General features: G+C 61.5%; 27 protein-coding genes. 11 read left to right on the forward strand and 16 right to left on the reverse strand.

All coding sequences use genetic code 11. From position 1 onward, the window contains the following. Positions 1-127: 127 nt before the first annotated feature. Together AC4CWH_RS14355 and AC4CWH_RS14360 are read right to left on the reverse strand one after the other, a co-directional pair. Positions 128-856 (reverse strand): anti-sigma factor, encoded by a 729-nt coding sequence (locus AC4CWH_RS14355; RefSeq protein WP_491319257.1) that lies wholly within the window; start codon positions 854-856, stop codon positions 128-130. Continuing rightward, the gene (locus tag AC4CWH_RS14360) at positions 853-1,401 is read right to left on the reverse strand and encodes a sigma-70 family RNA polymerase sigma factor (RefSeq protein WP_491319258.1); all 549 of its coding nucleotides are present in this window, start codon (positions 1,399-1,401) and stop codon (positions 853-855) included. The genes AC4CWH_RS14355 and AC4CWH_RS14360 overlap by 4 nt, the downstream gene beginning before the upstream one ends. Positions 1,402-1,538: 137 nt before the next feature. Here AC4CWH_RS14360 and argB point away from each other — a divergent pair, with 137 nt between their 5' ends. Continuing rightward, on the forward strand, positions 1,539-2,426 hold the full coding sequence (gene argB / locus AC4CWH_RS14365; protein WP_491282720.1) for an acetylglutamate kinase: 888 nt from the start codon (positions 1,539-1,541) through the stop codon (positions 2,424-2,426). A gap of 9 nt (positions 2,427-2,435) precedes the next feature. Here argB and AC4CWH_RS14370 read toward each other — a convergent pair whose 3' ends face one another. After that, on the reverse strand, positions 2,436-3,407 hold the full coding sequence (locus AC4CWH_RS14370) for an EamA family transporter (RefSeq protein WP_491319259.1): 972 nt from the start codon (positions 3,405-3,407) through the stop codon (positions 2,436-2,438). A gap of 42 nt (positions 3,408-3,449) precedes the next feature. Here AC4CWH_RS14370 and AC4CWH_RS14375 point away from each other — a divergent pair, with 42 nt between their 5' ends. Further along, the gene (locus tag AC4CWH_RS14375) at positions 3,450-4,160 is read left to right on the forward strand and encodes a pyrimidine 5'-nucleotidase (RefSeq protein ID WP_491282722.1); all 711 of its coding nucleotides are present in this window, start codon (positions 3,450-3,452) and stop codon (positions 4,158-4,160) included. A gap of 108 nt (positions 4,161-4,268) precedes the next feature. Next, a complete protein-coding gene (locus tag AC4CWH_RS14380; protein WP_491319260.1) occupies positions 4,269-5,003 on the forward strand; it encodes an EF-hand domain-containing protein in 735 nt (244 codons plus the stop codon). A gap of 41 nt (positions 5,004-5,044) precedes the next feature. Here AC4CWH_RS14380 and AC4CWH_RS14385 read toward each other — a convergent pair whose 3' ends face one another. Continuing rightward, positions 5,045-5,926: an LOG family protein gene (locus AC4CWH_RS14385; protein WP_491319261.1), complete on the reverse strand. Its 882-nt coding sequence runs from the start codon at positions 5,924-5,926 to the stop codon at positions 5,045-5,047. A 243-nt stretch (positions 5,927-6,169) separates the two neighbouring features. On the opposite strand from AC4CWH_RS14385, the gene dapD reads away from it, so the two are divergent. From dapD to AC4CWH_RS14405, 4 genes are read left to right on the forward strand one after another with little or no spacing between them, the layout of a single operon-like run. Further along, the gene (gene dapD / locus AC4CWH_RS14390; protein ID WP_491319262.1) at positions 6,170-7,039 is read left to right on the forward strand and encodes a 2,3,4,5-tetrahydropyridine-2,6-dicarboxylate N-succinyltransferase; all 870 of its coding nucleotides are present in this window, start codon (positions 6,170-6,172) and stop codon (positions 7,037-7,039) included. Positions 7,040-7,056: 17 nt separating this feature from the next. Beyond that, entirely contained in the window at positions 7,057-8,250 is a 1,194-nt protein-coding gene (dapE, locus tag AC4CWH_RS14395) for a succinyl-diaminopimelate desuccinylase (RefSeq protein ID WP_491319263.1), read from the forward strand. Continuing rightward, positions 8,237-8,836: a hypothetical protein gene (locus AC4CWH_RS14400; protein ID WP_491319264.1), complete on the forward strand. Its 600-nt coding sequence runs from the start codon at positions 8,237-8,239 to the stop codon at positions 8,834-8,836. The genes dapE and AC4CWH_RS14400 overlap by 14 nt, the downstream gene beginning before the upstream one ends. A 38-nt stretch (positions 8,837-8,874) precedes the next feature. Continuing rightward, positions 8,875-9,471: a hypothetical protein gene (locus AC4CWH_RS14405; protein ID WP_491282728.1), complete on the forward strand. Its 597-nt coding sequence runs from the start codon at positions 8,875-8,877 to the stop codon at positions 9,469-9,471. Here the strand turns inward: AC4CWH_RS14405 and truA are convergent. From truA to def, 5 genes are all read right to left on the reverse strand, one after another. Continuing rightward, positions 9,424-10,227 (reverse strand): tRNA pseudouridine(38-40) synthase TruA, encoded by an 804-nt coding sequence (gene truA, locus AC4CWH_RS14410; protein ID WP_491319265.1) that lies wholly within the window; start codon positions 10,225-10,227, stop codon positions 9,424-9,426. The genes AC4CWH_RS14405 and truA overlap by 48 nt on opposite strands. After that, on the reverse strand, positions 10,227-11,162 hold the full coding sequence (fmt, locus tag AC4CWH_RS14415) for a methionyl-tRNA formyltransferase (protein ID WP_491319266.1): 936 nt from the start codon (positions 11,160-11,162) through the stop codon (positions 10,227-10,229). The genes truA and fmt overlap by 1 nt, the downstream gene beginning before the upstream one ends. A gap of 17 nt (positions 11,163-11,179) precedes the next feature. Continuing rightward, on the reverse strand, positions 11,180-11,599 hold the full coding sequence (locus tag AC4CWH_RS14420) for a type II toxin-antitoxin system VapC family toxin (protein ID WP_491319267.1): 420 nt from the start codon (positions 11,597-11,599) through the stop codon (positions 11,180-11,182). Beyond that, positions 11,596-11,886 (reverse strand): FitA-like ribbon-helix-helix domain-containing protein, encoded by a 291-nt coding sequence (locus AC4CWH_RS14425; RefSeq protein ID WP_491319268.1) that lies wholly within the window; start codon positions 11,884-11,886, stop codon positions 11,596-11,598. Before AC4CWH_RS14425 ends, AC4CWH_RS14420 begins: the two co-directional genes overlap by 4 nt. Positions 11,887-11,948: 62 nt before the next feature. After that, complete coding sequence (def, locus tag AC4CWH_RS14430; RefSeq protein WP_491319269.1) at positions 11,949-12,464, reverse strand: peptide deformylase; 516 nt, start codon at positions 12,462-12,464, stop codon at positions 11,949-11,951. Between the two features lie 123 nt (positions 12,465-12,587). Here def and AC4CWH_RS14435 point away from each other — a divergent pair, with 123 nt between their 5' ends. The 4 genes from AC4CWH_RS14435 to AC4CWH_RS14450 all read left to right on the forward strand — a co-directional run bounded on the left by AC4CWH_RS14435 (position 12,588) and on the right by AC4CWH_RS14450 (position 15,605). Beyond that, positions 12,588-13,784 carry a DNA recombination protein RmuC gene (locus AC4CWH_RS14435; protein WP_491319270.1) on the forward strand — a complete coding sequence of 399 codons (1,197 nt, stop codon included), beginning with the start codon at positions 12,588-12,590 and terminating at the stop codon, positions 13,782-13,784. A gap of 61 nt (positions 13,785-13,845) precedes the next feature. Further along, positions 13,846-14,745 (forward strand): ribokinase, encoded by a 900-nt coding sequence (locus AC4CWH_RS14440; protein ID WP_491319271.1) that lies wholly within the window; start codon positions 13,846-13,848, stop codon positions 14,743-14,745. A 131-nt stretch (positions 14,746-14,876) separates the two neighbouring features. After that, positions 14,877-15,305, forward strand: a complete 429-nt coding sequence (locus AC4CWH_RS14445) for an Hsp20 family protein (protein WP_491319272.1) — start codon at positions 14,877-14,879, stop codon at positions 15,303-15,305. A 42-nt stretch (positions 15,306-15,347) separates the two neighbouring features. Beyond that, positions 15,348-15,605: a BQ00720 family protein gene (locus tag AC4CWH_RS14450; protein WP_491282737.1), complete on the forward strand. Its 258-nt coding sequence runs from the start codon at positions 15,348-15,350 to the stop codon at positions 15,603-15,605. An 84-nt stretch (positions 15,606-15,689) separates the two neighbouring features. Here the strand turns inward: AC4CWH_RS14450 and trmB are convergent, their stop codons facing one another. The 7 genes from trmB to AC4CWH_RS14485 all read right to left on the reverse strand — a co-directional run bounded on the left by trmB (position 15,690) and on the right by AC4CWH_RS14485 (position 23,055). Then, on the reverse strand, positions 15,690-16,388 hold the full coding sequence (gene trmB, locus AC4CWH_RS14455; RefSeq protein ID WP_491319273.1) for a tRNA (guanosine(46)-N7)-methyltransferase TrmB: 699 nt from the start codon (positions 16,386-16,388) through the stop codon (positions 15,690-15,692). A 13-nt stretch (positions 16,389-16,401) separates the two neighbouring features. Then, positions 16,402-17,640 (reverse strand): methionine adenosyltransferase, encoded by a 1,239-nt coding sequence (gene metK / locus AC4CWH_RS14460; RefSeq protein WP_491282739.1) that lies wholly within the window; start codon positions 17,638-17,640, stop codon positions 16,402-16,404. 187 nt (positions 17,641-17,827) lie between these two features. Further along, positions 17,828-18,247 (reverse strand): helix-turn-helix domain-containing protein, encoded by a 420-nt coding sequence (locus AC4CWH_RS14465; protein ID WP_210103717.1) that lies wholly within the window; start codon positions 18,245-18,247, stop codon positions 17,828-17,830. A gap of 149 nt (positions 18,248-18,396) precedes the next feature. After that, positions 18,397-19,992, reverse strand: coding sequence for an apolipoprotein N-acyltransferase (gene lnt / locus AC4CWH_RS14470; protein WP_491319274.1), 1,596 nt, complete (start codon positions 19,990-19,992; stop codon positions 18,397-18,399). A gap of 268 nt (positions 19,993-20,260) precedes the next feature. Continuing rightward, complete coding sequence (locus tag AC4CWH_RS14475) at positions 20,261-21,463, reverse strand: hemolysin family protein (RefSeq protein ID WP_491319275.1); 1,203 nt, start codon at positions 21,461-21,463, stop codon at positions 20,261-20,263. 10 nt (positions 21,464-21,473) lie between these two features. Further along, positions 21,474-21,983, reverse strand: a complete 510-nt coding sequence (ybeY, locus tag AC4CWH_RS14480) for an rRNA maturation RNase YbeY (RefSeq protein ID WP_491319276.1) — start codon at positions 21,981-21,983, stop codon at positions 21,474-21,476. Between the two features lie 16 nt (positions 21,984-21,999). After that, a complete protein-coding gene (locus AC4CWH_RS14485; protein ID WP_491282743.1) occupies positions 22,000-23,055 on the reverse strand; it encodes a PhoH family protein in 1,056 nt (351 codons plus the stop codon). Positions 23,056-23,088 lie beyond the last annotated feature (33 nt).

The raw sequence follows: 23,088 nt of genomic DNA on the forward strand, positions 1-23,088 counted from the left end.
CCAAGGACGAGAGGCAAGACGAAAGAGTTTCAGGCGCGACGGAAAAAGATGACCTGCGCGGCGGACCATGCGTTCGGATTTCGCAACCGCCCGGCAAGACTTCCGTCCGGCCAGGCGGGCAAGGCCATCAGTGCATTTGTGCCCTGCCCTTCGCCAGCACCGGGCCGGTCGGCGCGCCGCTTGGCGAACCGCCATAAGGCTCAAGGCTGACGGCAAGTGTGACGCCGTCCTTCAGCTTCGGCCGAAGCGTTTCCGGGACGGACAGTTCACCCTCTCCCGATTGCGGCAGAATGCCGAGAGACACGGCCGGATCAGCACCATCGATCACCCAAAGCTCCAGTGAATGCTGATCTTCGGCGGCAGTGGCGACCGGCGTCAGCCGCAGGCGCCCGTTTGCGGCATCATAACGGGCCGCAAGGCTGACCGCATTGTTCTCACCGGAAAGCTCGGCAAGCGGACGAAGCGGCTGTGGCGTCACCGCCACCGGCTGGCGTGCGTTAAAGAACATCGTGCCGGCAAACAGGAAAAGCGAGGCAAGCGCCACAAACCGCCAGAGCGCCAGCGATCCCCAGAGTGCGGCAAGCATGCCACCCTGCTCCTGCCTGCGGCGGGCCGAAAGAACCCGGCGCTCCACCATCGGCAGGATGAAATCGGGCGGCGCAATCGCCTCGTATTCCTCGTTGAGCGGCGACAGGTTCTCCTCCCAGCGGGCAACGATGGCCGCAAAGGCACGGTCGCGGCGAATGCGTGCCTCAACGCGTGCGCGGTTTTCCGCAGACAGCACGCCCAGCACGTATTCTCCGGCAAGAACCTCATCGCGGGCGCGGTCGCCTTCGCTCTGGTCGGGATTGTTCATCGCTCCATGCACTCTCTCAACGACAATAGGCTTCGCCTGAGCCAGGTGCGCATGGTGTTCAGCGGAACCTCATGGCGCTTGGCCAATTCCTGGTAACTCAGGCCCTCGACATAGGCACTTTTCACGGCCTCGGCGCGATGAGGATCCAACTCTTGCATGCACCTGTCAATGCGCCTTCCTTCACCTTTCAGCACCGCGGAGGTTTCCGGGTCCGGGGCCCCATCGGGAAACTGCCGCTCCTCGTCATCAAGGCTGTCTGAGGGCGGGCGGCGGGCGCGCAGCACATCGATGGCGTGATTGCGCGCGATGGCACACAACCAGGGCATCGGTCCGACATTGGAGCCGGCAAATCGTGGGGCATTGCGCCAGATTTTCACATAAACCTCCTGCAGCGCATCCTGCGCATCTTCGCGATCTCTAAGGATACGAAGGCAGACGCCAAAAAGTTTTGGCGAGGTCTGATGATAAACCGCCCGGAAAGCGGCTCTATCCTGCAGCGCAATACGCGCCACCAGGTGAGAAAGCTCTTCGTCCTTGCTCTTCACGTGGTCGGTCTCCCCGTGCCGAAGCCTGTCTTTTTTGAGTTCATCGTGACAAGTACGCGGATTTGTTGGCGCCGGATTATTTCCTCTGTCAAAAACATGCGTTACAAGGCCGCACTGAGTTTCCCAGAGGTAATTCGATGTCCCCTTCCGAAAGTGAAATGCAGGCGCAGCTGCTCGCGCAGGCACTGCCCTTCATGCAGCGTTACGAGAACAAGACCATCGTCGTGAAATATGGCGGCCACGCCATGGGCGACGCGGCGCTTGGCAAGGCCTTTGCCGAGGATATCGCACTCCTGAAGCAGTCAGGCGTCAACCCGATCGTGGTCCATGGCGGCGGCCCGCAGATCGGCGCGATGCTGTCGAAGATGGGCATCGAATCGAAATTCGAAGGGGGCCTGCGCGTCACCGACGCCAAGACGGTCGAGATCGTCGAAATGGTGCTGGCCGGTTCCATCAACAAGGAAATCGTTGCCCTCATCAACCAGACCGGCGAATGGGCAATCGGCCTTTGCGGCAAGGACGGCAACATGGTGTTTGCCGAAAAGGCCCGTAAGACCGTCATCGATCCGGATTCCAACATCGAGCGCGTGCTGGATCTCGGCTTCGTCGGCGAAGTGGTGGAAGTCGATCGCACGCTGCTCGACCTCCTGGCGAAATCGGAAATGATCCCGGTCATCGCGCCCGTTGCCCCCGGCCGCGACGGCGCGACCTATAACATCAATGCCGATACCTTTGCCGGCGCGATCGCCGGTGCGCTGCGCGCCGACCGCCTGCTGTTCCTGACGGACGTTCCAGGCGTGCTCGACAAGGACAAGAACCTGATCAAGGAACTGTCGGTTGCACAGGCGCATGCGCTGATCAAGGACGGCACGATTTCCGGCGGCATGATCCCCAAGGTCGAGACCTGCATCGACGCGATCCGCGCCGGCGTGCAGGGCGTCGTTATCTTGAACGGCAAGACCTCCCATTCGGTGCTGCTCGAAATCTTCACCGAAGGTGGTGCCGGAACGCTGATCGTTCCCTGACCTCAGACGTCAGAAAAACAGAAGACCCAGGATGCCTGCAACGATGAGCAGGCATCCGAGAACCTCCAGGCGGTTGATCTTCTCGTGGAAGAGAAACACCGAGGCCATGAAGGTAAAGACCAGCTCGATCTGGCCAAGGGCGCGCACATAGGCCACCTGCTGCAGGGTCATGGCCGTGAACCAGCCGGCAGAGCCCACCACACCCGCAAGCCCCACCAGCGCCGACGTTCTCCACGAGCGGATGACCTTGCCGATTTCGCTTCGGTCGGTCGCCAGCATCCAGATGAGCATGAACAGCGTCTGGAACCCCGTGACGAAGGCCAGTGTGAAGCCCGCCTGCATCACCGCGTTCGGGCCATCGAGCGACAGCGACGCCGAGCGATAGGCAACCGCTGAAATCCCGAACACGCCGCCGGAGGCAATGCCGATCAGCGCCGTGCGGGTGGCAAGCGAGCGGAACAGTCCTGAAAAGGTGAGCGGCGAGCGCGCCACCGAAATCGTCATGACGCCGACAATGCCGATGAAGATCGCAACAACCGTGCCAAGGCTCAAGCGTTCGCCGAGAATAACGAGGCCGAAAAGGGCCGCCTGCATCGGTTCGGTTTTCGAATAGGCCGTGCCGACGGTGAAATTGCGCAGCGAAAACAGGTAGACCAGCATGATCGTCGCATAGATCTGCGCAAGTCCGCCGATGATCGCCCAGACGGCAAAACCAAGCGTTGGCTGCGGCAGGCGAAAGCCGCCGATGAAATGCAGCCCGACGACATAGAGCACCGCCACCGGAAAGCCGTAGCCGAAGCGCACGAAACTTGCGCCCCGCGTGCCGAGCGAGCCCTGCAGGTGTTTCTGCAAGGCCGAGCGCAGGTTCTGCAGGAAGGCGGCGGCAATGGTGATGGGGATCCAGAGTTCCATGATAACGGCGCTAGCACGCAGCTTCACCGTCGCCAAGGCCGGCAAAGGCTGCGGCGGTACGCCGTGCATTGCCGGCTTTCCTTTCGCCGCTGACAGGTGCATAAAGCCGCCATGCCACAGCTCAACGCCACGCCCGATCCCGCCGATTTCGCCCATGTCCGTGACTGGGTCTTTGATCTCGACAACACGCTTTATCCGCACCACGTCAATCTGTTTGCGCAGATCGACCGCAACATGACGGCCTTCGTGGCTGAACTGCTGCAGATGGAGCCGGAGGAGGCGCGGCGGCTCCAGAAGCAGTATTATCACGAGCATGGAACGACGCTGAAGGGCCTGATGACCCACCACGGCATCGACCCGAATGCGTTTCTGGAACGGGCGCACGCCATCGATTATTCGGCGCTGCTGCCGCATCCGGAACTGGGCGAAGCGATCAAGGCGCTGCCGGGGCGCAAGTTCATCTTCACCAATGGCACCGTTTCGCATGCGGAAGCGGCCGCCCGCGCGCTTGGCATCCTTGACCATTTCGACGACATATTCGACATCGTGGCGGCCGAATATGTGCCAAAGCCCGCCGGCGCCACCTATGACAAGTTCGCCAGCCTCAACCGGGTCGATACACGCCATGCGGCAATGTTCGAGGACCTGCCGCGCAATCTGGAAGCGCCCCGTGCGCTTGGCATGAAGACCGTGCTGATGGTGCCGCGCAATGTCGGCGATTTCATCATCGAGCGCTGGGAACAGGCCTCCGACGAGGACCCGAATGTCGATTACATGACCGACGATCTGGTCTCTTTCCTGGGCGCGATCCTCAACCGCTGATGCGGTAACATTACCAAAGCTTCATAGAGATTACCGATGTTTAAGTGGTGAAGGCCACCGCGCGTCCCTACCTTGGTGTCACGACAACAGGGAAAAGGAAGCACATCCATGACGGTCAAGAAATTCGCCCTCGCAGCCCTCGGCGCGACATTCATCGTCGGGGCGCTGGCGCCGGCAAGCTTTGCTGCTCCCGGCGGTCGCCCCGAGCATGGCCCCGGCCGCCCCGGCCCGCAGCGCGCCATGATGCAGGACATGATGTTCATCCGCCTGCTGAAGGATGCCGACACCAACAAGGACGGCAAGATCACCAAGGAAGAAGTCACCGCCTGGGGTGATGGCCTGTTTACGGCAGCCGACGCCAACAAGGATGGCGTGCTGACGCCGGGCGAAATGCGCAAGTTCCACGAGGCGCGCATGGAAGAGTGGCGTGAAAAGCGCCGCGCCGAGCGTGCCGCCAATCCCAAGGGCCCCGGCGCCGAGCCTGACGAAATGGCCGATGACGAAGGTGGCCCGCCGCCGCCGCCGGAAGCCGGTGGCCCCCGCGGTCCGGATGCCATGAAACATCACGGGGATATGGCCGCCAATGATGACGGCCCCCGTGGCGAAGGCCCTCGTGGCGAAGGTCCCCGTGGCCCGCACGGAAAACATCACGGCATGCGTGAAGGCATGGGCCCGCGCGGCATGATGCCGGGCATGGCTCTGATCCGCATGGCCGACACCGACGAAAACGGCCAGATCAGCAAGGCGGAAGCCACAGCTGCCATGGACAAGATGTTTACCCGCATGGACCGCAACAAGGATGGCGTGATCACCATCGACGACCTGCCGGATCGCCCGTTCTGATCACCGCGCATACGCTCTAAATGAAATGGCAAGCCCGCTCCTCACGCCTGAGGGGCGGGCTTTTCCATGTCGTAGAAATCGGCCATCACCTGAAACGCTTCGTCGGCGGTTTCCACGAAGTTCAGAAGCTCCATGTCTTCAGGCGCAATGGTGCCAAAATCGGCAAGCGCCTGGAAATCGATGATCTTGTGCCAGAACTTTTCCCCGAACAGGATGAGCGGAATGCGCGCCATGCGCCGCGTCTGGATCAGCGTGACCGCCTCAAACAGCTCGTCCAGCGTGCCGAAACCACCCGGAAACACCGCGATTGCCCGCGCCCGCATGAGAAAGTGCATCTTGCGGATGGCGAAATAGTGGAAGTTGAAGCTGAGCGCCGGCGTCACATAGGGGTTCGGCGCCTGCTCGTGCGGCAGAAGGATGTTGAGGCCGATGGTGGGTGCGCCGGCTTCCGCAGCACCGCGATTGCCCGCCTCCATCACACCCGGCCCGCCGCCGGTCACAACGACATATTCCTGGTGGTCATGGCGTGCCGATTCTGCGGCACAGAGGCCGGCAAACTTGCGCGCCTCCTCGTAATAGACGGAAGCCTCCGTGAGGTTCTTGCGCTGCACCTCGTTGCGGGCCGCCCAGGGCTCCGTGCCGGGGGCGGGAATGCGTGCGCCGCCAAACAGCACGACGGTGGACTTGATGCCCATTTCGGTCAGCGCCATTTCCGGCTTCAGCAGTTCCAGTTGCAGGCGCACCGGACGCAATTCGTCGCGGCAGAGAAAATCCTCGTCTACATAGGCCAGCCTGTAGGAAGGCGATACCGACTGGGGGGTTTTTGGGATGGCGCGGGCACGCAGCTTGTCGACGGAACTGTCCTTCAGCGGATCAAAGACACCGCCCTTGCGTCTCGTCGTGTCATTCTTTCCTGCGGCCATCTGTCGTGTCCTTCGCAATTGTCGTGTCTCTGCTCTTTTGTAATACGCAATGGATTGAGGAAGTGTGCGGTTCCCCATTCACATGCGGCGCATTGCCTCGCATCGCTGTGCGGGCCTACCCACCGGCACACCAAACCACATTGACGCTCGGGAGGCGGTCGCTTAGAGCAAAAGGCAGGAATTTGCCAGCCGGCAGCACGCCTGCCCTCATCACGATCCGTGTGACATCCAAGGACCCCCTCTATGACCAGCCCCGAGCCCAAGGACTTCTCCGCCCTCGCAGCGACCATCGAACAGGCCTTCGACAACCGCGACAGCGTCAACCTTGGCACCAAAGGCGAGATCCGCGATGCTGTCGAGGAGGCGCTGAACCTGCTCGACGCCGGAACCTTGCGGGTTGCCGCGCGCGGTGAAGACGGCCAGTGGACCGTTCACCAGTGGCTGAAGAAGGCGGTTCTCCTCTCCTTCCGCCTCAACGACATGGAAGTGGTGAAGGGCGGTCCCGGCACCTCCACCTGGTGGGACAAGGTGCCCTCAAAGTTCGAAGGCTGGGGCGAGAACCAGTTCCGCGCCGCCGGTTTTCGCGCTGTGCCGAATGCCGTCGTGCGCCGCTCGGCTTACGTCTCCAAGGGCGTCGTGCTGATGCCGTCCTTCGTCAATCTCGGCGCCTATGTCGGTGAAAACACCATGGTCGACACTTGGGCGACCGTCGGCTCCTGCGCCCAGATCGGTTCGAACGTTCACCTGTCCGGCGGCGTCGGCATCGGCGGCGTGCTGGAACCGCTGCAGGCCGGCCCGACCATCATTGAAGACAATTGCTTCATCGGCGCCCGTTCCGAAGTCGTTGAAGGCTGCATCATCCGCGAGGGCTCCGTGCTCGGCATGGGCGTCTATATCGGCAAGTCCACCAAGATCGTCGACCGCGCCACCGGCGAAGTCATGTATGGCGAAGTGCCGCCCTATTCGGTCGTCGTTGCCGGCTCCATGCCGTCTGCCAATGCCACCATGGGCAACGGCCTTCCCGCGCCGCATCTCTATTGCGCCGTCATCGTCAAGCGCGTCGATGAAAAGACCCGCTCCAAGACCGGCATCAACGAACTGCTGCGCGACTGACCGGAAGGCTTTAATCGATGTCTGCGACCGATCCCGTCGAAAATCTTGGCACCCTCATCCGCTGCCCTTCCGTGACACCTGCGGAAGGCGGCGCGCTGTCCGCACTGGACGCGATGCTGGCACCGCTCGGCTTTGCCGTCGAGCGGGTGACGGCAACGGAGGCGGGCACGCCCGACATCGAGAACCTTTACGCGCGCCTTGGAACATCGGGCCCGCACCTGATGTTTGCCGGCCATACCGACGTGGTGCCTGTTGGCGACGCGGCCGCCTGGAGCCATCCGCCCTTTGCTGCCGAGATCGAGGGCGGCGAACTGTTCGGCCGCGGTGCGGTGGACATGAAGGGCGGCATTGCCTGCTTCATTGCAGCCGTTGCCCGCCATGTGGAAAAGCATGGAGCCCCAAAAGGCTCGATCTCCTTCCTCATCACCGGCGACGAGGAAGGCCCGGCCATCAATGGCACGGTGAAACTTCTGGAATGGGCCGCCGAAAAGGGCGAGCGCTGGGATGCCTGCCTGGTGGGCGAACCGACCAATCCCGACAAGCTCGGCGACATGATCAAGATCGGCCGTCGCGGCTCTGTCTCCGGCTTTGTCACCGTGCATGGCGTGCAGGGTCATGTCGCCTATCCGCATCTCGCCGACAATCCGCTGCGCACCGCAACGGCCATGATGCAGGCGCTGATGAGCCCGCGCCTGGACGACGGCACCGAAAACTTCCCGCCGTCGAACCTCGAGGTCACCGGCATCGATACCGGCAATACGGCCACCAACGTCATTCCGGCAAAAGCAAAATTTGCCTTCAACGTACGTTTCAACGATCTCTGGAGCGCCGAAAGTCTGCAGGCGGAGCTGATCCGCCGGCTGGATGCGGCCGCCGCAGACGAAAACCTTCGGCCCGGCCGGGCACCGATGCGCTACGACATCACGTGGTCCGAGCGCCCGAGCCACGTCTTCCTGACGCGCAATGATGCACTCGTCTCCTCGCTCTCAGGCGCCGTCGAAAGCGTCACCGGCAGCACGCCAAAACTGTCGACGACAGGCGGCACCTCGGATGCGCGTTTCATCAAGGATTATTGCCCGGTGGTGGAGTTCGGCCTCGTCGGCCAGACCATGCATATGGTGGATGAGCGCGTGGCGGTGGCGGATCTCGAAACGCTGACGGAGATCTACGGCGTCTTCATCGAGCGCTGGTTCGCGCATGCTGCTGCTTGACCAGCCACAACGCCATCTCGCGGGCCTTCTCCTGCTGGTGCGGGGCGATGCGCGTGGCCTGTCGCTGTTCGATATCTCCGATGACGGGCTCGCGCGCTCCTTCAGCGCCTATCTCTTTACGCTTCCGGCGATCGCACTTTATGGCCTTGCCCGCCGGCTGGTGGAACTGGGGATGGCGCCAGAAATCAGCGGCACCTTGTCCTTTTTCTTCAAATTTGCGCTCAACGAAGCAGCCGGCATTGTGTTGCCGATCTTGGCTCTGGCGCTCGCTTCACCGCTTCTCGGCTACCGGGTTCTGCTGCGCACGCTGATCGTTACGTGGAACTGGTCGGCGCTCGTTTATCTGCCGCTCGTCCACCTTGTCGCCGCACCCTTCTTTCTCCTGAACCTGCAAAGCTGGAGCCTCGGCGGCCTGACCTTCGTCACCTTTGCCCTGATCGGCGCCGGTGTTGCTCTGTTTGCGCTGCAATGGCGCATCCTGGCAATCGTGGTTGGCGGCAATAGCCAGATCCGGTTGCTGATCCTGCTGATCCTTTTGCTGTCACCTCTGGCCATGCTGCCGCTTCGCACCCATCTGTCATCCTGACACCCTCGCCTCCCCGTCTCAACCGATACGAGATCCCCTTGCCTCCCTTTTCCGAAATCAAGCTTTACCTTCTCGGTCTCTGGCTTCTGGTCAAAGGCAACCGCGCAGGTTTTCAGTATCTCGACCTGACGGACCGGGGCATGATGCGCTCGTTCTGGGCCATCGTCTGGTGCCTGCCGGCCATCGGCCTCTCCTGGTTCTGGTGGCGGCTCGCCTATCAGCAGGGCCTGCCGCCCAGCCAGTCCATCGGCGGCATCTTTTTCGTGCGCATGGCCATGCTGGAGATGGCCAACTGGCTGGTGCCGCTGGTTCTCGCCGGCGTGCTGGCGCTTCTGCTCGGTATCGGCAGGTATTTTCCGGCGATCGTTTTCGTCACCAACTGGTTGTCGGTGCCGTTTTCCTATCTTTACGGGCTGCTCAGCCTGCTGCTGATCGCCGTTCCTGGCCTCACCGGCCTGATCGCACTGGTTTGGCTCGGGGCCATCATGGCGCTCATTATTTCCCTGAGCCGCATCTTTCGCATGCTGCTGGGCGAACAGCGGCTGATGATTGCGACACTGACCATGGTGCTGATCGTGCCGTCACTCCTAATCTCCGATGTTCTCGAGCGGTTTCTCGACGTCTATCCGGGCTGAACTGGCACCGTCAGGATAATCCACCTGCATGAAATAAAGCCCGTCGGGCGGCGCAACCGGCCCGCAGGCGGAGCGGCTGCGGGCTTCAAGGGCGGCGCGCACATCGGCTGGCGTCATCTTGCCCTGGCCCGCCATCTTCAGCGTGCCGGCAAAGGAGCGGATCTGGTTGTGCAGGAAACTCTGCGCAGACGCGCGGATTTCGATGAGATCGCCGGATCGTGTCACGTCCAGCCGGTCGAGCGTGCGCACCGGGCTAAACGCCTGGCAATGGACCGAGCGGAAGGTGGTAAAGTCATGACGGCCGACCAGCATCTGCGCAGCCTCATGCATCACCTCGTGATCGAGATCCTTCGACACCCACCAGGCCCGTTTCGCCTCGACGGCCAGCGGCGCAGGGCGACAGATGATGCGGTAGAGATAATGCCGGCGCGACGCCGAAAAACGCGCATCAAAGCCATCTTCCACGCGCTCGGCGTCGATCACCGCCACCTTTTCGCCTGCCGTCATCAGATGGGCGTTCAGCGCATTGCGCAGCTTGTGGGGCTCCCAGTCGCGCGTAAGATCCGTGTGGACCACCTGCCCCAGCGCATGCACGCCGGAATCGGTGCGGCCAGCGCCACGCACGACGACCGTCTCCCGCGTCAACGATAACACGGCTTTTTCCAGCGCCGCCTGCACCGAATGGCCGTTTTCCTGCCGCTGCCAGCCGACATAGGGCGTGCCGTCATATTCCACGGTCATCTTGAATCGGGGCATCAGCCGATCCTTGAACCGGCGGCCAAGGGCATGCCGCGCAGGAAATCAACAGCCGCAAGCGGCTTGCCGCCCGCCTTCTGCAGCCGTGTCAGGCTCACGGCACCCTCCCCGCAGGCGACCGTCAGCGCGTCATCCAGCAGCGTGCCGGCAATACCGTCCCCTTCTGCCATCTCGCTTCCCAGCACCTTCACCCGCTCCATCCGGCCATGAATGTCCACCTCGAACCAGGCGCCGGGAAAGGGCGACAGGCCGCGGATATGGTTATGGACCTCGCGGGCGCTCTTCGAAAAATCGATCCGCGTCTCGCCCTTGTCGATCTTTGCGGCGTAGAGCACGCCGTCCTCCGGCTGCGGCACCAGCGGCAGGTCACCGGCCTCAAGGCGCGCCATGGCCTCCACCATCGCCTCGGCGCCGACCTGCATCAACGCGTCGTGCAATTCGCCTGCCGTGGTGTTTTCGCCAATCTCCACCTCGCGCGTCAGGGCGACGGGGCCGGTATCCAGCCCCTTTTCCATCTGCATCACCATCATGCCGGTTTTTTCGTCGCCGGCCATGATCGCCCGCTGGATGGGGGCAGCACCGCGCCAGCGCGGCAGAAGCGAGGCATGGCCATTGTAGCAGCCGAGCCGCGTGCCCTGAAGCACCGCCACCGGCAACAGCAACCCATAAGCAACGACCACGGCCACATCCGCGCCAAAACCGGCAAAGCGAGCGCGCTCCTCCTCATTCTTGAAATTGAGCGGTGTCAGCACCGGAATGTCCAGCCCTTCGGCCGCCTGATGCACCGGCGATTTCTGCAGATCGAGCCCGCGCCGGCCGCCCGGCCGCGGCGGCTGCGTATAGACAGCGACGATCTCGTGCCCGGCCTTTGCCAGCGCCTGCAGCGTTGCCACGGAAAATTCGGGCGTACCCATGAAGATGATGCGGAGTGCCATGTCACCGGTCCTGTTCGTCAGGCGTCTTCAAACGGGTTCACGAGGCGAAGATCAAGCCCTTCGAAGTCTTTTGTGTTGCGCGTGGCAAGCGTTGCCCCATGCATGAGGCAGATGGCGGCGATCATGGCGTCCTGCACGCTGATGGGGCGGCCCATGGCGTCGCGTCTTGCGCGCACCTCGCCCACACGCAGACAGGCGTCGATCGTCAGCGTGAGGATCTTGCCCTCAAAGAGCTTCAGGCTCTCGACAAGGCGATCATGATACCGCCGCGAGCCGGTTCTGCGAAAGAAACTCTCGGCACCATAAGCCTGCTCCATCACCACGATGTCGCACAAAAAAAGGTCTGCCGGTTCAACAGCCTCCATCCACGCATGAACATGGGGGTCGATCTGGATCTTGCTCAGTTCAGACAGGATGTTCGTGTCGAGAACGATCATTCCGCGTCATCGAATGGTCGGCCGAAATCGGATTTTCGCCTGGCCTCGACGCCATCCATGATCTCGCCGTAGAGATCCGCTTCGGTCTGGCTATCGGCCTTCAGGATTTCACGAAGAGATGACAGGCGCGAACGCTCCGCTGCGTCCAGCTGTGGCGGGAAACTGCCCAGTTCTTCACTGAGAATTGCGGTTACTTCTTCCGACACACTGCGCCCCGAGCGCTCGGCTCGCTCGGCAAGACTTTGCCGGATGGCATCAGGGATATTTCGGATCAGCAGGTCACCCATCGGCCATCCTCCTTGATATCGATGATATCATAGGCTCCGAAAGGTCCTGCTTCAAGCGCCCGTCAAACAGCCTTGCCCTTGGCGGCCTTGGTGAATTTCTTGATCACCATCTCGCGCTTCAGCCGGGAAATATGGTCGATGAACAGCACGCCGTTCAGGTGGTCGATCTCGTGCTGCAGGCAGGTGGCGAGCAGACCGTCGGCTTCAAGCAGATGTTCCTTGCCGTCACGTCCGACATGGTTGACGGTAACCGCGGCCGGGCGCTCCACTTCCGCATAATAATCCGGAATCGACAGGCAGCCTTCCTCATAAACCGACACATCATCCGAGGATTTGACGATCTCCGGGTTGATGATGACGAGCGGGGTCTTCTCTTCGCCCTCGCGCGAAAGATCGATCACCAGAATGCGGCGGGCCACGCCGATCTGGATGCCGGCAAGACCGATGCCGGGCGCTTCGTACATGGTCTCCAGCATGTCGTCGGCAAGCTTCAGCACGGCGGCGTCCACACGCTCGATCGGCTGCGAAACCTGACGCAGGAGAGGGTCGGGAAGGATGATGAGGGGCTTGATCGTCATGAAATCCCCATAACCCATCTTTTGGAACGATGAAACAGGCCAAACCACCGGAATCCGCAGGGAAATGCAGGATGTTCATGTTTTGATCTTCCGGAAAGCGTGGTTGTCCGCTAGTCTCGCGCCATGCAGAACCAGAATTTCGCGCTTTTTGATCAGATCCTCCTCTTAGCTCAGGGAACGGGCGGCCTTGTCGTTGTCGCAGGTCTTGTCCTTTCGCTCCTGCTGGTGCTCGTTTTGCGCCGCACATCCCGGCGCGGCGAAGAACAGGCCGAGGAGCGGTTTGCCGATCTGATGCGGGCGCAGATGGAAATGCAGGGGCGCGTTTCGGCGATGGCCGAGGCGCTGGCGAGCCGGCAGGCGGAGTTGAACCGCGGCATCAACCAGCGGCTGGACGGCATGACGCACCGGCTGGGCTCGACGATTGCCGAACAGACGAAATCCACCCATGACAATCTGCGCAAGCTGCAGGAACGGCTGGCGGTAATCGATGCGGCGCAGAACAATATCCAGACGCTGGCCAAGGACGTCGTCGGGCTTCAGGCAATCTTGTCCAACAAGCAGACGCGCGGTGCCTTCGGGCAGGGTCGCATGGAGGCGATCGTTGCCGATGCCCTGCCGCCCGGCGCCTTCACCTTCCAGCCGACGCTTTCCAACGGCATGCGCCCGGATTGCACCATTGCCATGCCGAACGGCGCAGCGCCGCTCGTCATTGACGCAAAATTTCCGCTGGAAGCCTGGCACGCCTTTCGCGATGCCACCCAGCCGGAGGCACGCAAGCAGGCCGGCGCGCAGTTTCGCCGCGATCTCGAAACCCATATCCGGGATATCTCGGAAAAATACCTGATTGCGGGTGAAACGCAGGATACAGCCTTCCTCTTCGTACCCTCCGAATCGATCTTTGCCGAAATCCACGAGCATTTCGAAGCGGTGGTGCAGAAGGCGCAGCGTGCCCGCCTCGTCATTGTTTCCCCATCGCTGCTGATGTTGTCCATCCAGGTCATCCAGGCGGTGCTGAAAGATCAGCGCATGCGCGAACAGGCGCATCTCATCCAGGGCGAAGTGGCGCTTCTGATGGAAGACCTTTTGCGGCTGGATGAGCGAACGCGAAAGCTGCAGGGACATTTTTTCGCCGCCCAGAAGGATGTCGAGCAGATCCTCACCTCTTCCGAAAAGTTGACGCGGCGCGGAGTGCGGATCAGTTCGCTCGATCTGGAACCGCCGCCCGGTGCCACTACCCCGACATCAGAAATACCGGCAAAAGAGCGCGGCGTCGAAAGCCGCACCGGTCTGTTGAAGCTGAGGGTGGTTGACGAGGATTGATCTCGTCGGGCAGTGTCCGGCGCACATCTTTTGCGCAACATCAAACAGCAGGCCGCCTTTCATGATCACCGTCTTCGGCTCCGTCAACATGGACCTCATCGCCACCACGGCGCGTCTTCCCGCGCCGGGGGAAACGGTTGCCGGCACCAGCTTTGCAACGGCCGCCGGCGGCAAGGGCGCCAATCAGGCACTGGCCGCCGCGCGCGCCGGAAGTGCCGTGCGGATGGTGGCAGCTGTGGGTCAGGACGAGTTTGCAACCCCCGCTCTTGCCCTCCTGAAGGAGGCCGGCACCGACCTCTCCACCGTGCAACACGTGGCAGGCCCAACCGGCACGGCGCTCATTCTCGTCGGCGGCGATGGGGAAAACATGATTGCCGTTGTGCCCGGCGCCAATGGCACGCTCCAAGCTGAGGATGGCACGGCCGCCGTTGCCGGCATGGGCGAAAATGACATCCTGATGCTGCAGATGGAAATTCCGGCCGACGCGGTGGAAAAAGCCATGATGGACGCAAAAGAGCGCGCCATCCGCACCCTCTTCAACACCGCGCCACTGACGCCTGACGCCATCCGGCTGGCGCGCCTTGCCACCATCGTCGTTGCCAACGAAACCGAGTTCGAACTGCTGATCGGGAAAAACTATCTCGATGACGAAAGCCGGCTTGCCGAAATGCGGTCGCTGCACGCCGAAACGGCGCAGACGCTGGTGGTGACACTGGGCGGCGATGGCGTGGTAGCCCTGCATGAGGGCGCGGTCTTGCGGGCCAAGGGCCTCGTCATCGAGCCGGTCGATACGGTGGGCGCCGGTGATACATTCTGCGGTTATCTAGCCGCCAGCCTCGACCAGGGACTTGGTTTCGAGGTGGCGCTGCGCCGTGCCGCCGTTGCCGGTTCGCTCGCCTGCCTGAAACCCGGCGCGCAGCCGGCTATTCCCCTTTTCGGCGAGGTGGATGCCAAGGTCTGAAGAAGACATCGCCGCGCCGCCCACAAGGGCCGGCGCGGCTTGCGCTTGCCCTCGGCACTTCCCATATTGGGCTCTGAAAAACGCATGCCTTTGCGGGTGCGAAAAAGTCGCTTGATCTCAAGGACTGGACAATGAGCCGAATGACGCCGTTCACCAGCCCGCTTCTGCTGGGCTTCGATACCATGGAAAAGACCCTGGAGCGCCTTGCCAAGGCGAATGACGGTTATCCTCCCTATAACATCGAGCGCATGGCGCCCGACGGGGCCGGAGAACCGGAGCGGCTGCGCATCACGCTGGCCGTCGCAGGCTTTTCGCAGGACGATCTGGATGTCAGCGTCGAGGAAAACCAGTTGCTGATTCGCGGGCGTCAAAGCGAAACGGGCGAGCGCGACTATCTTTATCGCGGTATTGCGGCGCGCCAGTTCCAGCGCATGTTCGTGCTCGCCGATGGCATGCAGGTGTCGGGCGCACGCCTCACCAACGGTCTGCTCAGTGTCGATCTCATTCGTCCCGAGCCGGAACGCATGGTGCGAAAAATTAACATTTCCGTCTCAAAGTAGCGTCGTGGCAGAAATGCCAGACATTTCGAGACGGAGGCTCAAATGCTCCTCAAACACGCAACCGCCCGCCTGACGGAATCCGAGCTTGCCCATCTTGGCTCCGGTGAAGTCGGCTATATCCGCAAGATCCGCTCCGAAGACGTTTCCCGTTGTTTTCCCGAGGCGCCACAGATCGATCCGACATTGGATCTCTGGGCCCTGTTTGGTGCCGATGGCACGCCGATCCTGCTCACCGACAACCGCTCCAGCACCTTCTTCAAGGCTGCCGAAGACGATTTGAAGACCGTCAGTCTGCACTGACGGTTCTTTTGCGCCGATTGCGGGCGCAAACGCAGGCGGCGCCCTGACAAAGGGCGACCAGCGCGCGAAAAGACAAAAAAACGATCAGATACGGTGGAATGTCAGATAGGCGGATGACCGGCCTTCGCGGCGGGCCTTTGCCTCATAACGCGTGCTCGGCCAGTTGGCATAAGGCGTCAGCCAGTCCGCAGGTTCCTCGGCTGTCCATTCAAAGCCGCCATGGGCGGCACAATGGCCAAGCGTCCAGTTGACATAGGTGTCGATGTCGGAGGCAAAGCAGAACACGCCGCCGGGCTTCAGCACGCGGTGGAAGCGGGCGAGATTGACGGCGGATACGAAGCGCCGCTTCCAGTGTTTTTTCTTCGGCCATGGATCGGGATAAAGCAGGTCGATATGATCGATCGAGGCTTCCGGCAGCCAGTCCAGCAGCGCCGTTGCATCATCCTCATAGACCCGGATATTTTTCAGGCCCAGTTCTTCGACGCGCGCCAGAAGCTTTGCCATAGAATTGACGAAGGGCTCGACGCCGATAAACCCGACATCGGGGTTTTCCACGGCGCGATGGACGAGATGCTCGCCGCCGCCAAAACCGATTTCAAGACGGATGGATTTGACCGGCAGGGGAAACAGCGCGGAGATGAGATCTGGCGCGGGTTGCGCCAGATCCACTTTCAATTCGGGCAGGAACGAGGCCATCATGTCGGCCTGGCGTTCCCGCAATGGCTTTCCCTTGCGCCGCCCGAAAAAGGCCTCGGTGGCTGGCGAACGGCGCTCGGATTCCATCAGTCTGACGTCCTTAGTTCTTCAAGGCTTCCTTCAGCGGCTTGACGAGATCGAGCTTCTCCCAGGAGAAGGACCCGTCGCGACCGGCCTTGCGGCCGAAGTGACCGTAGGAAGAGGTCTTGGCATAAATCGGCTTGTTGAGATCGAGATGACGGCGGATGCCGGAGGGTGACAGGTCCATCACCTTGCGGATTGCCGCCTCGACCTGATCTTCGGTTACCTTGCCGGTGCCATGCAGGTCAACATAGATCGACAGCGGCTGTGCAATGCCGATGGCATAGGAGATCTGGATCGTGCATTTTTCGGCCAAACCAGCGGCCACGACGTTCTTGGCGAGGTAACGCGCGGCATAGGCAGCCGAACGGTCGACCTTCGTCGTGTCCTTGCCGGAAAACGCACCGCCGCCATGGGGGGCAGCCCCGCCATAGGTATCCACGATGATCTTGCGGCCGGTGAGGCCCGCATCGCCATCCGGGCCGCCAATCACGAACTTGCCGGTCGGGTTGATGTACCAGGCGCAATCCTCGGCAATCTTCAGGTCGCCCAGCGCTTCGCGGATGTAAGGCTCCACAACCTCACGAACCTTCTTGCTGTCCCAGCTTTCATCGAGATGCTGGGTGGACAGAACGATGGAGGCGGCCTCGTAGGGCTTGCCATCGACATAACGCACCGTCACCTGGCTCTTGGCGTCGGGGCCAAGCTTGCCGACATCGCCCTCGCCCGTCTTGCGGGCAGTGGACAAGAGCTGGAGAATGCGGTGCGAATAATAGATCGGCGCCGGCATCAGGTCCGGCGTTTCGTTGCAGGCGTAACCGAACATGATGCCCTGGTCGCCGGCGCCTTCATTGCCCTGCTGGTCGGCGGCGTTATCGACGCCCTGCGCGATATGGGCGGACTGCGAATGCAGGAGCACATCGATCTTGGCGGTCTTCCAGTGGAAGCCGTCCTGCTCATAGCCGATATCCTTGATGGCGCGGCGTGCCGCCGTCTTGAACTTGGCGGGGTTGATCACCTCGTTACCGTTCTTGTCGGTCTTCATGAGGCTCGGCGGCAGACGAACTTCGCCGGCAATCACCACGCGATTGGTGGTGGCAAGCGTTTCGCAGGCGATGCGAACCGTCCAGGGATCGACACCGGTCTTGGCGGCTTCCCGATAGACCAGATCGACGATTTCATCGGAAATGCGATCGCATACCTTGTCGGGATGACCTTCGGCAACGGATTCGCTGGTGAACAGATAATTGGCGCGCATGCTGGGATTCCCCTCAAGAACAAACCGCTGAATGTCGTAGTCAGTTCGCCATTCAAAAACAAGGACAGAACCACATAAATATATCTTTATACGACAACGAAAGGTTTATGCCGGCGGCCTTCCTCGTGATTTTCATAAAAAAAGCGGCCAATGCGGCCGCTTTTCGGGGGATATGCGGTTTCAACCGTTATTCGACGTCCGCCTCGGCCGCCAAGGCCTTGACCAGATCAACCAGCTTGCGGCGCACCTTGGGGTCGGAAATCTTCACGAAAGCGCGGTTGAGCTGCAGCCCTTCGGAGGAGGACAGGAAGTCAACGACGTAATTGGAGCTGGATGCCTCGGCCATGCCGGATGGGCCGGTCGCATGGTCGCCGGGAGCATCTTCGAAGAAAAACGAGACCGGAACATTCAGAATGCTGGAAATGTTCTGCAGCCGGCTGGCGCCGACGCGGTTGGTGCCCTTCTCGTACTTCTGGATCTGCTGGAACGTGATGCCGAGGCTTTCGCCGAGCTTTTCCTGGCTCATGCCCAACATGGTGCGGCGAAGCCGGATGCGGCTCCCGACGTGGATGTCGATCGGGTTCGGCTTCTTTTTGTTTTCAATCATCGTGAATGTCCTAGGTTGCTCTTCAGTCCCCATAACTCGCATTACGTGCAAACATATGCTTTCGCTCATACAATCGCTGCCCAGGCGATACACGGAAACATACGATTCAACGAAAGGCCGCAGCACTATGCAATTTTAGGGGTTTCTGGTCAATTGAGGCCATTTTTTAAACCCATGCGCGAAACTACCGCAATCAGCGCCATAACTGCGATCAACAACCAGAAGTGCGTTTCTCGCGTATAGTTGTTCCAGGTCGGGACGATAACGCTACCCAAAGTGGAGTCGATCACACCCTTTTGATCGAAGTCAAGTGCATTTTCGACGACGCCTTTCGCATTTATGATTGCGGAAATGCCGGTATTTGCTCCGCGAATCAGTGGCAGACCCGATTCGACCGCCCGTAACCTCGCCTGCAGGAAGTGCTGGTAGGGGCCCGGCGTATTGCCGAACCAGGCATCGTTGGTGATGTTCAAAAGGGCGGATGCGCGGCTGACGTCTGCGCCGATTTCTGCGGGGAAGATCGCCTCATAGCAGATCAGCGGATAAAAGGACCGGCCACTCGGCAGCGTGATCAACGACCGGCTGGCACCGGCGGTAAAACCCCCCGGCATTTCCACAATATTGCCCACGCCGAGCAGGTCCCAAAAGCTCTGAAACGGCAGGTACTCACCGAACGGCGTCAGATGCACCTTGTCTGAGGCAGCGATGATCTGCCCCTGGCTGTCGATGGCGTAGATGGAATTGTAATAGCGCGTCGTATCGCCAGGCGAGGCTTCTTCAGCCCGCACCACCCCTGTTATCAGCACCTGTCCATCTTGCAGCGTCTCGGCAATGCGGGTGAGCGCACCGGGGTTCTCTGTCAGGATGAACGGCACGGAGGTTTCCGGCCAGACGATGATATCCGGCCGCCTTGCGCCATCCTTCGGCGGCAGTGCCGAGAGTGCCAGGTGCTCCTCGAACACCGCCCGACGGTCGGCATTGTCCATCTTGCGCGCCTGATCGATCACCGGCTGGACGATGCGCACCGAAACGGGCGGGTCGTTCGATGGGGTCGCGGCAACGAAGTGCATCCGGTAGGCGCCGTAGCCGAAATGGGCGGCGATCAGCACCGCGGCAATGCCAAGCCCGCCTGCCGCCCCCTTGCGCGTGCCAAACAGGGCAGGCGCCCCCACCACGAAGACAGCGAGCAGCGTCACGCCAAAGATCCCGATCGCCTGTGCCGACTGCATCATGATCGGCACCGGCATCACGCCATAACCGATCGCGTTCCACGGAAAGCCGGTGAACAGGAAGCTGCGCAACCATTCGGCCAGCGCAAAGCCGACGGCAAGGGCTGCCAGTCGCCCGAACCCGTCCGACCAGAGAAGGCTGGCGATCAGCGTTGCAAGCCCGTAAAATACGGCGAGCACGGCCGGCAGACCGAAAATGGCCAGCGGCAGCGCCCAGGCAAATTCATCCGCATCGACCAGCAGCGCGTTGCCGAGCCACCAGAGGCCAGCGACGAAATAGCCAAATCCGAACAGCCAGCCGAGGGAAAAGGCGGCACGAAAACGGCCGAGACGCCCGGCCTCCGGGGCAGTTGCCGTGCCATCCATCAGCCAGACAAGAAGCGTGAAGGACACAAACAGCGAGGCGACAAACGAAACGGGGGGCATGGAAAGGGCTGCAATTGCGCCAGCGGCCACGGCAAGCCCCGCGCGACGCCAACCCCACAGAAGCATGACCTTGCCGGCGAGACGCTCCATGGACATCCTTTCCGATCTCTCGGGCAGCAAGGGAAACCGCATGCCGGCGCCCGACGCTACATTTCATCCCGCGTAAAATGCGTTTTACTCATGAACACGCCTACAGCATCGGCCCGCAAACCGGAATCGATTTCCGGAAGACGCAAGCGTCAATTGTCAATGAGACCCTTCCGCACGGGATTGGTGCCAAAACCGCGCGGCCGATCCGCAAAATTCCGGCCGCCGGCGCAGGCCGTTTGGCGTGATGCACCCCAGTCGCTGCCGGAAATCAGATCTCACGCCGTCCGTCTTCATCCTGCTGCGGGTCCGGCGCCTGCGATGTCTGGGCCATCTCCACCGCCACTTCGGTGGATGCGGGCGCAGCCTCATGTGCGGGACCATCGCCCTTCAACTGGCGCCGGCGCGTGACCACATGGCGCTTGCGCATGATGCGCACCCGCTTGATGCGGCGCGGGTCGGCGTCCAGGATCTGGAACTCGAAGCCCGGCACCGCCTGCACCAGCTCGCCGCGCACGGGAATGCGCCCGAGCGCCGAAAAGATCAGGCCGCCCAGCGTATCCACGTCTTCCAGCTGGTCGCGCACGTCGAAATCGGGACCGATCGCCTCGGCAATGTCTTCCAGTTCGACACGGGCATCGGCAATGAACACGTCCTCGCTGGTGCGCGAGAACATGGCCTCGTCATCGTCGTGTTCGTCCTCGACATCGCCGATGACCATTTCCACGATGTCCTCGTGGCTGACGAGACCGTCCGTGCCGCCATATTCATCTATGACGAGCGCCATCTGCGTGCGCGCAGCCTGCATGCTCTGCAACAGGTCAGAGGCCAGCATCGAAGGTGGAACGAAGAGAATCTGGCGGATGAGGCCCGCTTCAGACACGGTCTTCATCAGATCGACGCGACCGAGATCGAAGGCGGGGCGCGGCGTGCGCACGGTCTTTTCCTTCAGCACGGCGCCGGAGGCTGCATCCATCTGCACCGCCTTTTGCGGCGCGCTGCGGCGCTTGTTGCGCGCCTGCTTGGCAAGATAGGACAGAAGGTCGCGAATGTGGACGAAGCCGCGCGGATCATCCAGCGTGTCGCAATAGATGGGCATGCGCGAGCGACCGGTTTCCTCGAAATGGATCATCAGGTCGCCGAGCGTCATGGTCATGTCGACGGCTTCGATATCGGCACGCGGCACCATGATATCCTCGACGCGCACCTCGCGGAAACGCAGGATATTGTGCAGCATCGCCCGCTCTTCCGGCGAAAAGGCGCTGCTGACGGAGGTGTCGGTCATCAGGGCGTCGGCGAGATCCTCGCGAAGGCGCTCCCCTTGCGAAGGCCGGAGCAGCCGGATCGCCCGTGCCCAGAAAGTGCTGTGCGAGCGGCCGTGGTGTTCGCGTCGTAACGGACTGCCACCCTCTTCGGAGGAGGACTGCTCGGATTCGGTGCCGCCGCGCGCGGCCTGAGTCGAAATCTCGTTCATGGTTCCAGTGTTATACCAGCGGATCCTGTCCCGCATAGGGATCAGATAGGCCAAGGGTGGCCAAAATACGAGTCTCCAGCGCTTCCATTTTTTCCGCCTCGTCCACGTCCATGTGGTCATAGCCGAAAAGATGCAGGAAACCGTGGACCATCAGATGCGTCAGATGATCGTCGAAAGACTTTTCCAGATCAACCGCCTCGCGCTCCAAAGTCTCGCGCGCAATGACGATATCGCCGAGCATTGGCCCCGGCATTTTCCCGGGCGTCACCGGAAAGGCAGGGAAGGACAGCACGTTCGTCGGCTTGTCCTGGTCGCGCCACTCGGCATTGATCTCGCGGATCGCCGCGTCGTCGGTAAACACCAGCGACAGTTCTGCCGGATGCGGTTGGAACGGCTGCTTTTCGTGGACCGCCAGATAATCGGCGGCCGCATGGATCACCCGTTCGGCCATCGTGGCCAGCGTGTCTTCGTCGGCCCAGCGTTCGTCCTCGACGCTGATCTGTATGTCTAGCTCTGGCATGGGATTAAAGGCCGCCTTAGCGGCTCTCGTGCTCGCTTTCCTCATGAACCGCATATTGCGCGTCATAGGCCTGAACGATACGGCCAACCAGCGGATGGCGCACGATGTCGGTATCCTTGAAGCGCACGACGGAAATGCCCTCGACGGCGCTCAGCAGCTGAAGCGCTTCCACCAGCCCGGATTTCACCCCGCGCGGCAAATCCACCTGGCTCGGGTCGCCGGTGACGATCATGCGGGCGTTTTCGCCAAGGCGCGTCAGGAACATCTTCATCTGCATGGATGTGGTGTTCTGCGCCTCGTCGAGGATAACGGCGGCATTGGCCAGGGTTCGCCCGCGCATGAAGGCAAGCGGCGCGATTTCGATGACACCGGCTGTGATCGCCCGCTCCACCTTATCGCCAGGGATCATGTCGTAGAGCGCGTCATAAAGCGGGCGCAGATACGGATCGACCTTTTCCTTCATGTCGCCGGGCAGGAAGCCGAGGCGTTCGCCAGCTTCGACAGCCGGGCGCGACAGGATGATCTTGTCGACGGCACCGCGTTCCAACAGCTGGGCGGCATGGGCAACGGCCAGATACGTCTTGCCAGTACCGGCAGGGCCGACGCCAAACACCAGTTCGGAGCGTTCCAGCGCTCGCATATAGGCATCCTGCGTCGGGGTGCGGGCCGCCACCGTCTTCTTGCGGGTGGAGATCTGCGCCATCGACAGCTTTGCCTTGCGCTCGAGCGTCGGCAGGATCAACTGGTCGTCTGCGGCAACTGCCATGCGGATTGCACCTTCCACGTCCGAGGTTTCGACAGAGGCGCCCTTCTGCAGGCGTTCATAAAGGAAATCGAGAGCGCGCCGCGCCTGATTGGTGGCGGAAAGTTCACCGGAAATGCTGACCGAATTGCCGCGCGCCCGCGCGTCGATGTTCAGACGCGCCTCGAGGAGCTTCAGGTTCTGGTCAAATTGTCCGAAAAGTTCGCTGGCCAGCCTGTTGTTCTCGAACGTCAAGACGAAGTGATTGGCATCGATCGCGGCGGTGCGGGTGTTGCGCGAGGGTGAAGAAACCAATTCCTGTCTGTTCAAGTAGCAAGGCTCCTATATCTGGCTTTGAACCAT

It is taken from the genome of Neorhizobium sp. PAMB6716 (assembly GCF_058242805.1).

What these genes read in the sequence shown, in the direction of transcription:
- AC4CWH_RS14435 (WP_491319270.1), top strand. Translation starts at nt 12,588, where the DNA reads ATGCAGAACCAGAATTTCGCGCTTTTTGATCAGATCCTCCTCTTAGCT.
- argB (WP_491282720.1), top strand. Translation starts at nt 1,539, where the DNA reads ATGTCCCCTTCCGAAAGTGAAATGCAGGCGCAGCTGCTCGCGCAGGCA.
- AC4CWH_RS14370 (WP_491319259.1), bottom strand. Translation starts at nt 3,407, where the DNA reads ATGCACGGCGTACCGCCGCAGCCTTTGCCGGCCTTGGCGACGGTGAAG.
- metK (WP_491282739.1), bottom strand. Translation starts at nt 17,640, where the DNA reads ATGCGCGCCAATTATCTGTTCACCAGCGAATCCGTTGCCGAAGGTCAT.
- AC4CWH_RS14450 (WP_491282737.1), top strand. Translation starts at nt 15,348, where the DNA reads ATGCTCCTCAAACACGCAACCGCCCGCCTGACGGAATCCGAGCTTGCC.
- AC4CWH_RS14465 (WP_210103717.1), bottom strand. Translation starts at nt 18,247, where the DNA reads ATGATTGAAAACAAAAAGAAGCCGAACCCGATCGACATCCACGTCGGG.
- AC4CWH_RS14385 (WP_491319261.1), bottom strand. Translation starts at nt 5,926, where the DNA reads ATGGCCGCAGGAAAGAATGACACGACGAGACGCAAGGGCGGTGTCTTT.
- AC4CWH_RS14440 (WP_491319271.1), top strand. Translation starts at nt 13,846, where the DNA reads ATGATCACCGTCTTCGGCTCCGTCAACATGGACCTCATCGCCACCACG.
- trmB (WP_491319273.1), bottom strand. Translation starts at nt 16,388, where the DNA reads ATGGAATCCGAGCGCCGTTCGCCAGCCACCGAGGCCTTTTTCGGGCGG.
- AC4CWH_RS14400 (WP_491319264.1), top strand. Translation starts at nt 8,237, where the DNA reads ATGCTGCTGCTTGACCAGCCACAACGCCATCTCGCGGGCCTTCTCCTG.
- lnt (WP_491319274.1), bottom strand. Translation starts at nt 19,992, where the DNA reads ATGGAGCGTCTCGCCGGCAAGGTCATGCTTCTGTGGGGTTGGCGTCGC.
- AC4CWH_RS14375 (WP_491282722.1), top strand. Translation starts at nt 3,450, where the DNA reads ATGCCACAGCTCAACGCCACGCCCGATCCCGCCGATTTCGCCCATGTC.
- AC4CWH_RS14475 (WP_491319275.1), bottom strand. Translation starts at nt 21,463, where the DNA reads ATGAACGAGATTTCGACTCAGGCCGCGCGCGGCGGCACCGAATCCGAG.
- fmt (WP_491319266.1), bottom strand. Translation starts at nt 11,162, where the DNA reads ATGGCACTCCGCATCATCTTCATGGGTACGCCCGAATTTTCCGTGGCA.
- truA (WP_491319265.1), bottom strand. Translation starts at nt 10,227, where the DNA reads ATGCCCCGATTCAAGATGACCGTGGAATATGACGGCACGCCCTATGTC.
- AC4CWH_RS14425 (WP_491319268.1), bottom strand. Translation starts at nt 11,886, where the DNA reads ATGGGTGACCTGCTGATCCGAAATATCCCTGATGCCATCCGGCAAAGT.
- ybeY (WP_491319276.1), bottom strand. Translation starts at nt 21,983, where the DNA reads ATGCCAGAGCTAGACATACAGATCAGCGTCGAGGACGAACGCTGGGCC.
- AC4CWH_RS14445 (WP_491319272.1), top strand. Translation starts at nt 14,877, where the DNA reads ATGAGCCGAATGACGCCGTTCACCAGCCCGCTTCTGCTGGGCTTCGAT.
- dapD (WP_491319262.1), top strand. Translation starts at nt 6,170, where the DNA reads ATGACCAGCCCCGAGCCCAAGGACTTCTCCGCCCTCGCAGCGACCATC.
- AC4CWH_RS14355 (WP_491319257.1), bottom strand. Translation starts at nt 856, where the DNA reads ATGAACAATCCCGACCAGAGCGAAGGCGACCGCGCCCGCGATGAGGTT.
- AC4CWH_RS14420 (WP_491319267.1), bottom strand. Translation starts at nt 11,599, where the DNA reads ATGATCGTTCTCGACACGAACATCCTGTCTGAACTGAGCAAGATCCAG.
- AC4CWH_RS14380 (WP_491319260.1), top strand. Translation starts at nt 4,269, where the DNA reads ATGACGGTCAAGAAATTCGCCCTCGCAGCCCTCGGCGCGACATTCATC.
- def (WP_491319269.1), bottom strand. Translation starts at nt 12,464, where the DNA reads ATGACGATCAAGCCCCTCATCATCCTTCCCGACCCTCTCCTGCGTCAG.
- dapE (WP_491319263.1), top strand. Translation starts at nt 7,057, where the DNA reads ATGTCTGCGACCGATCCCGTCGAAAATCTTGGCACCCTCATCCGCTGC.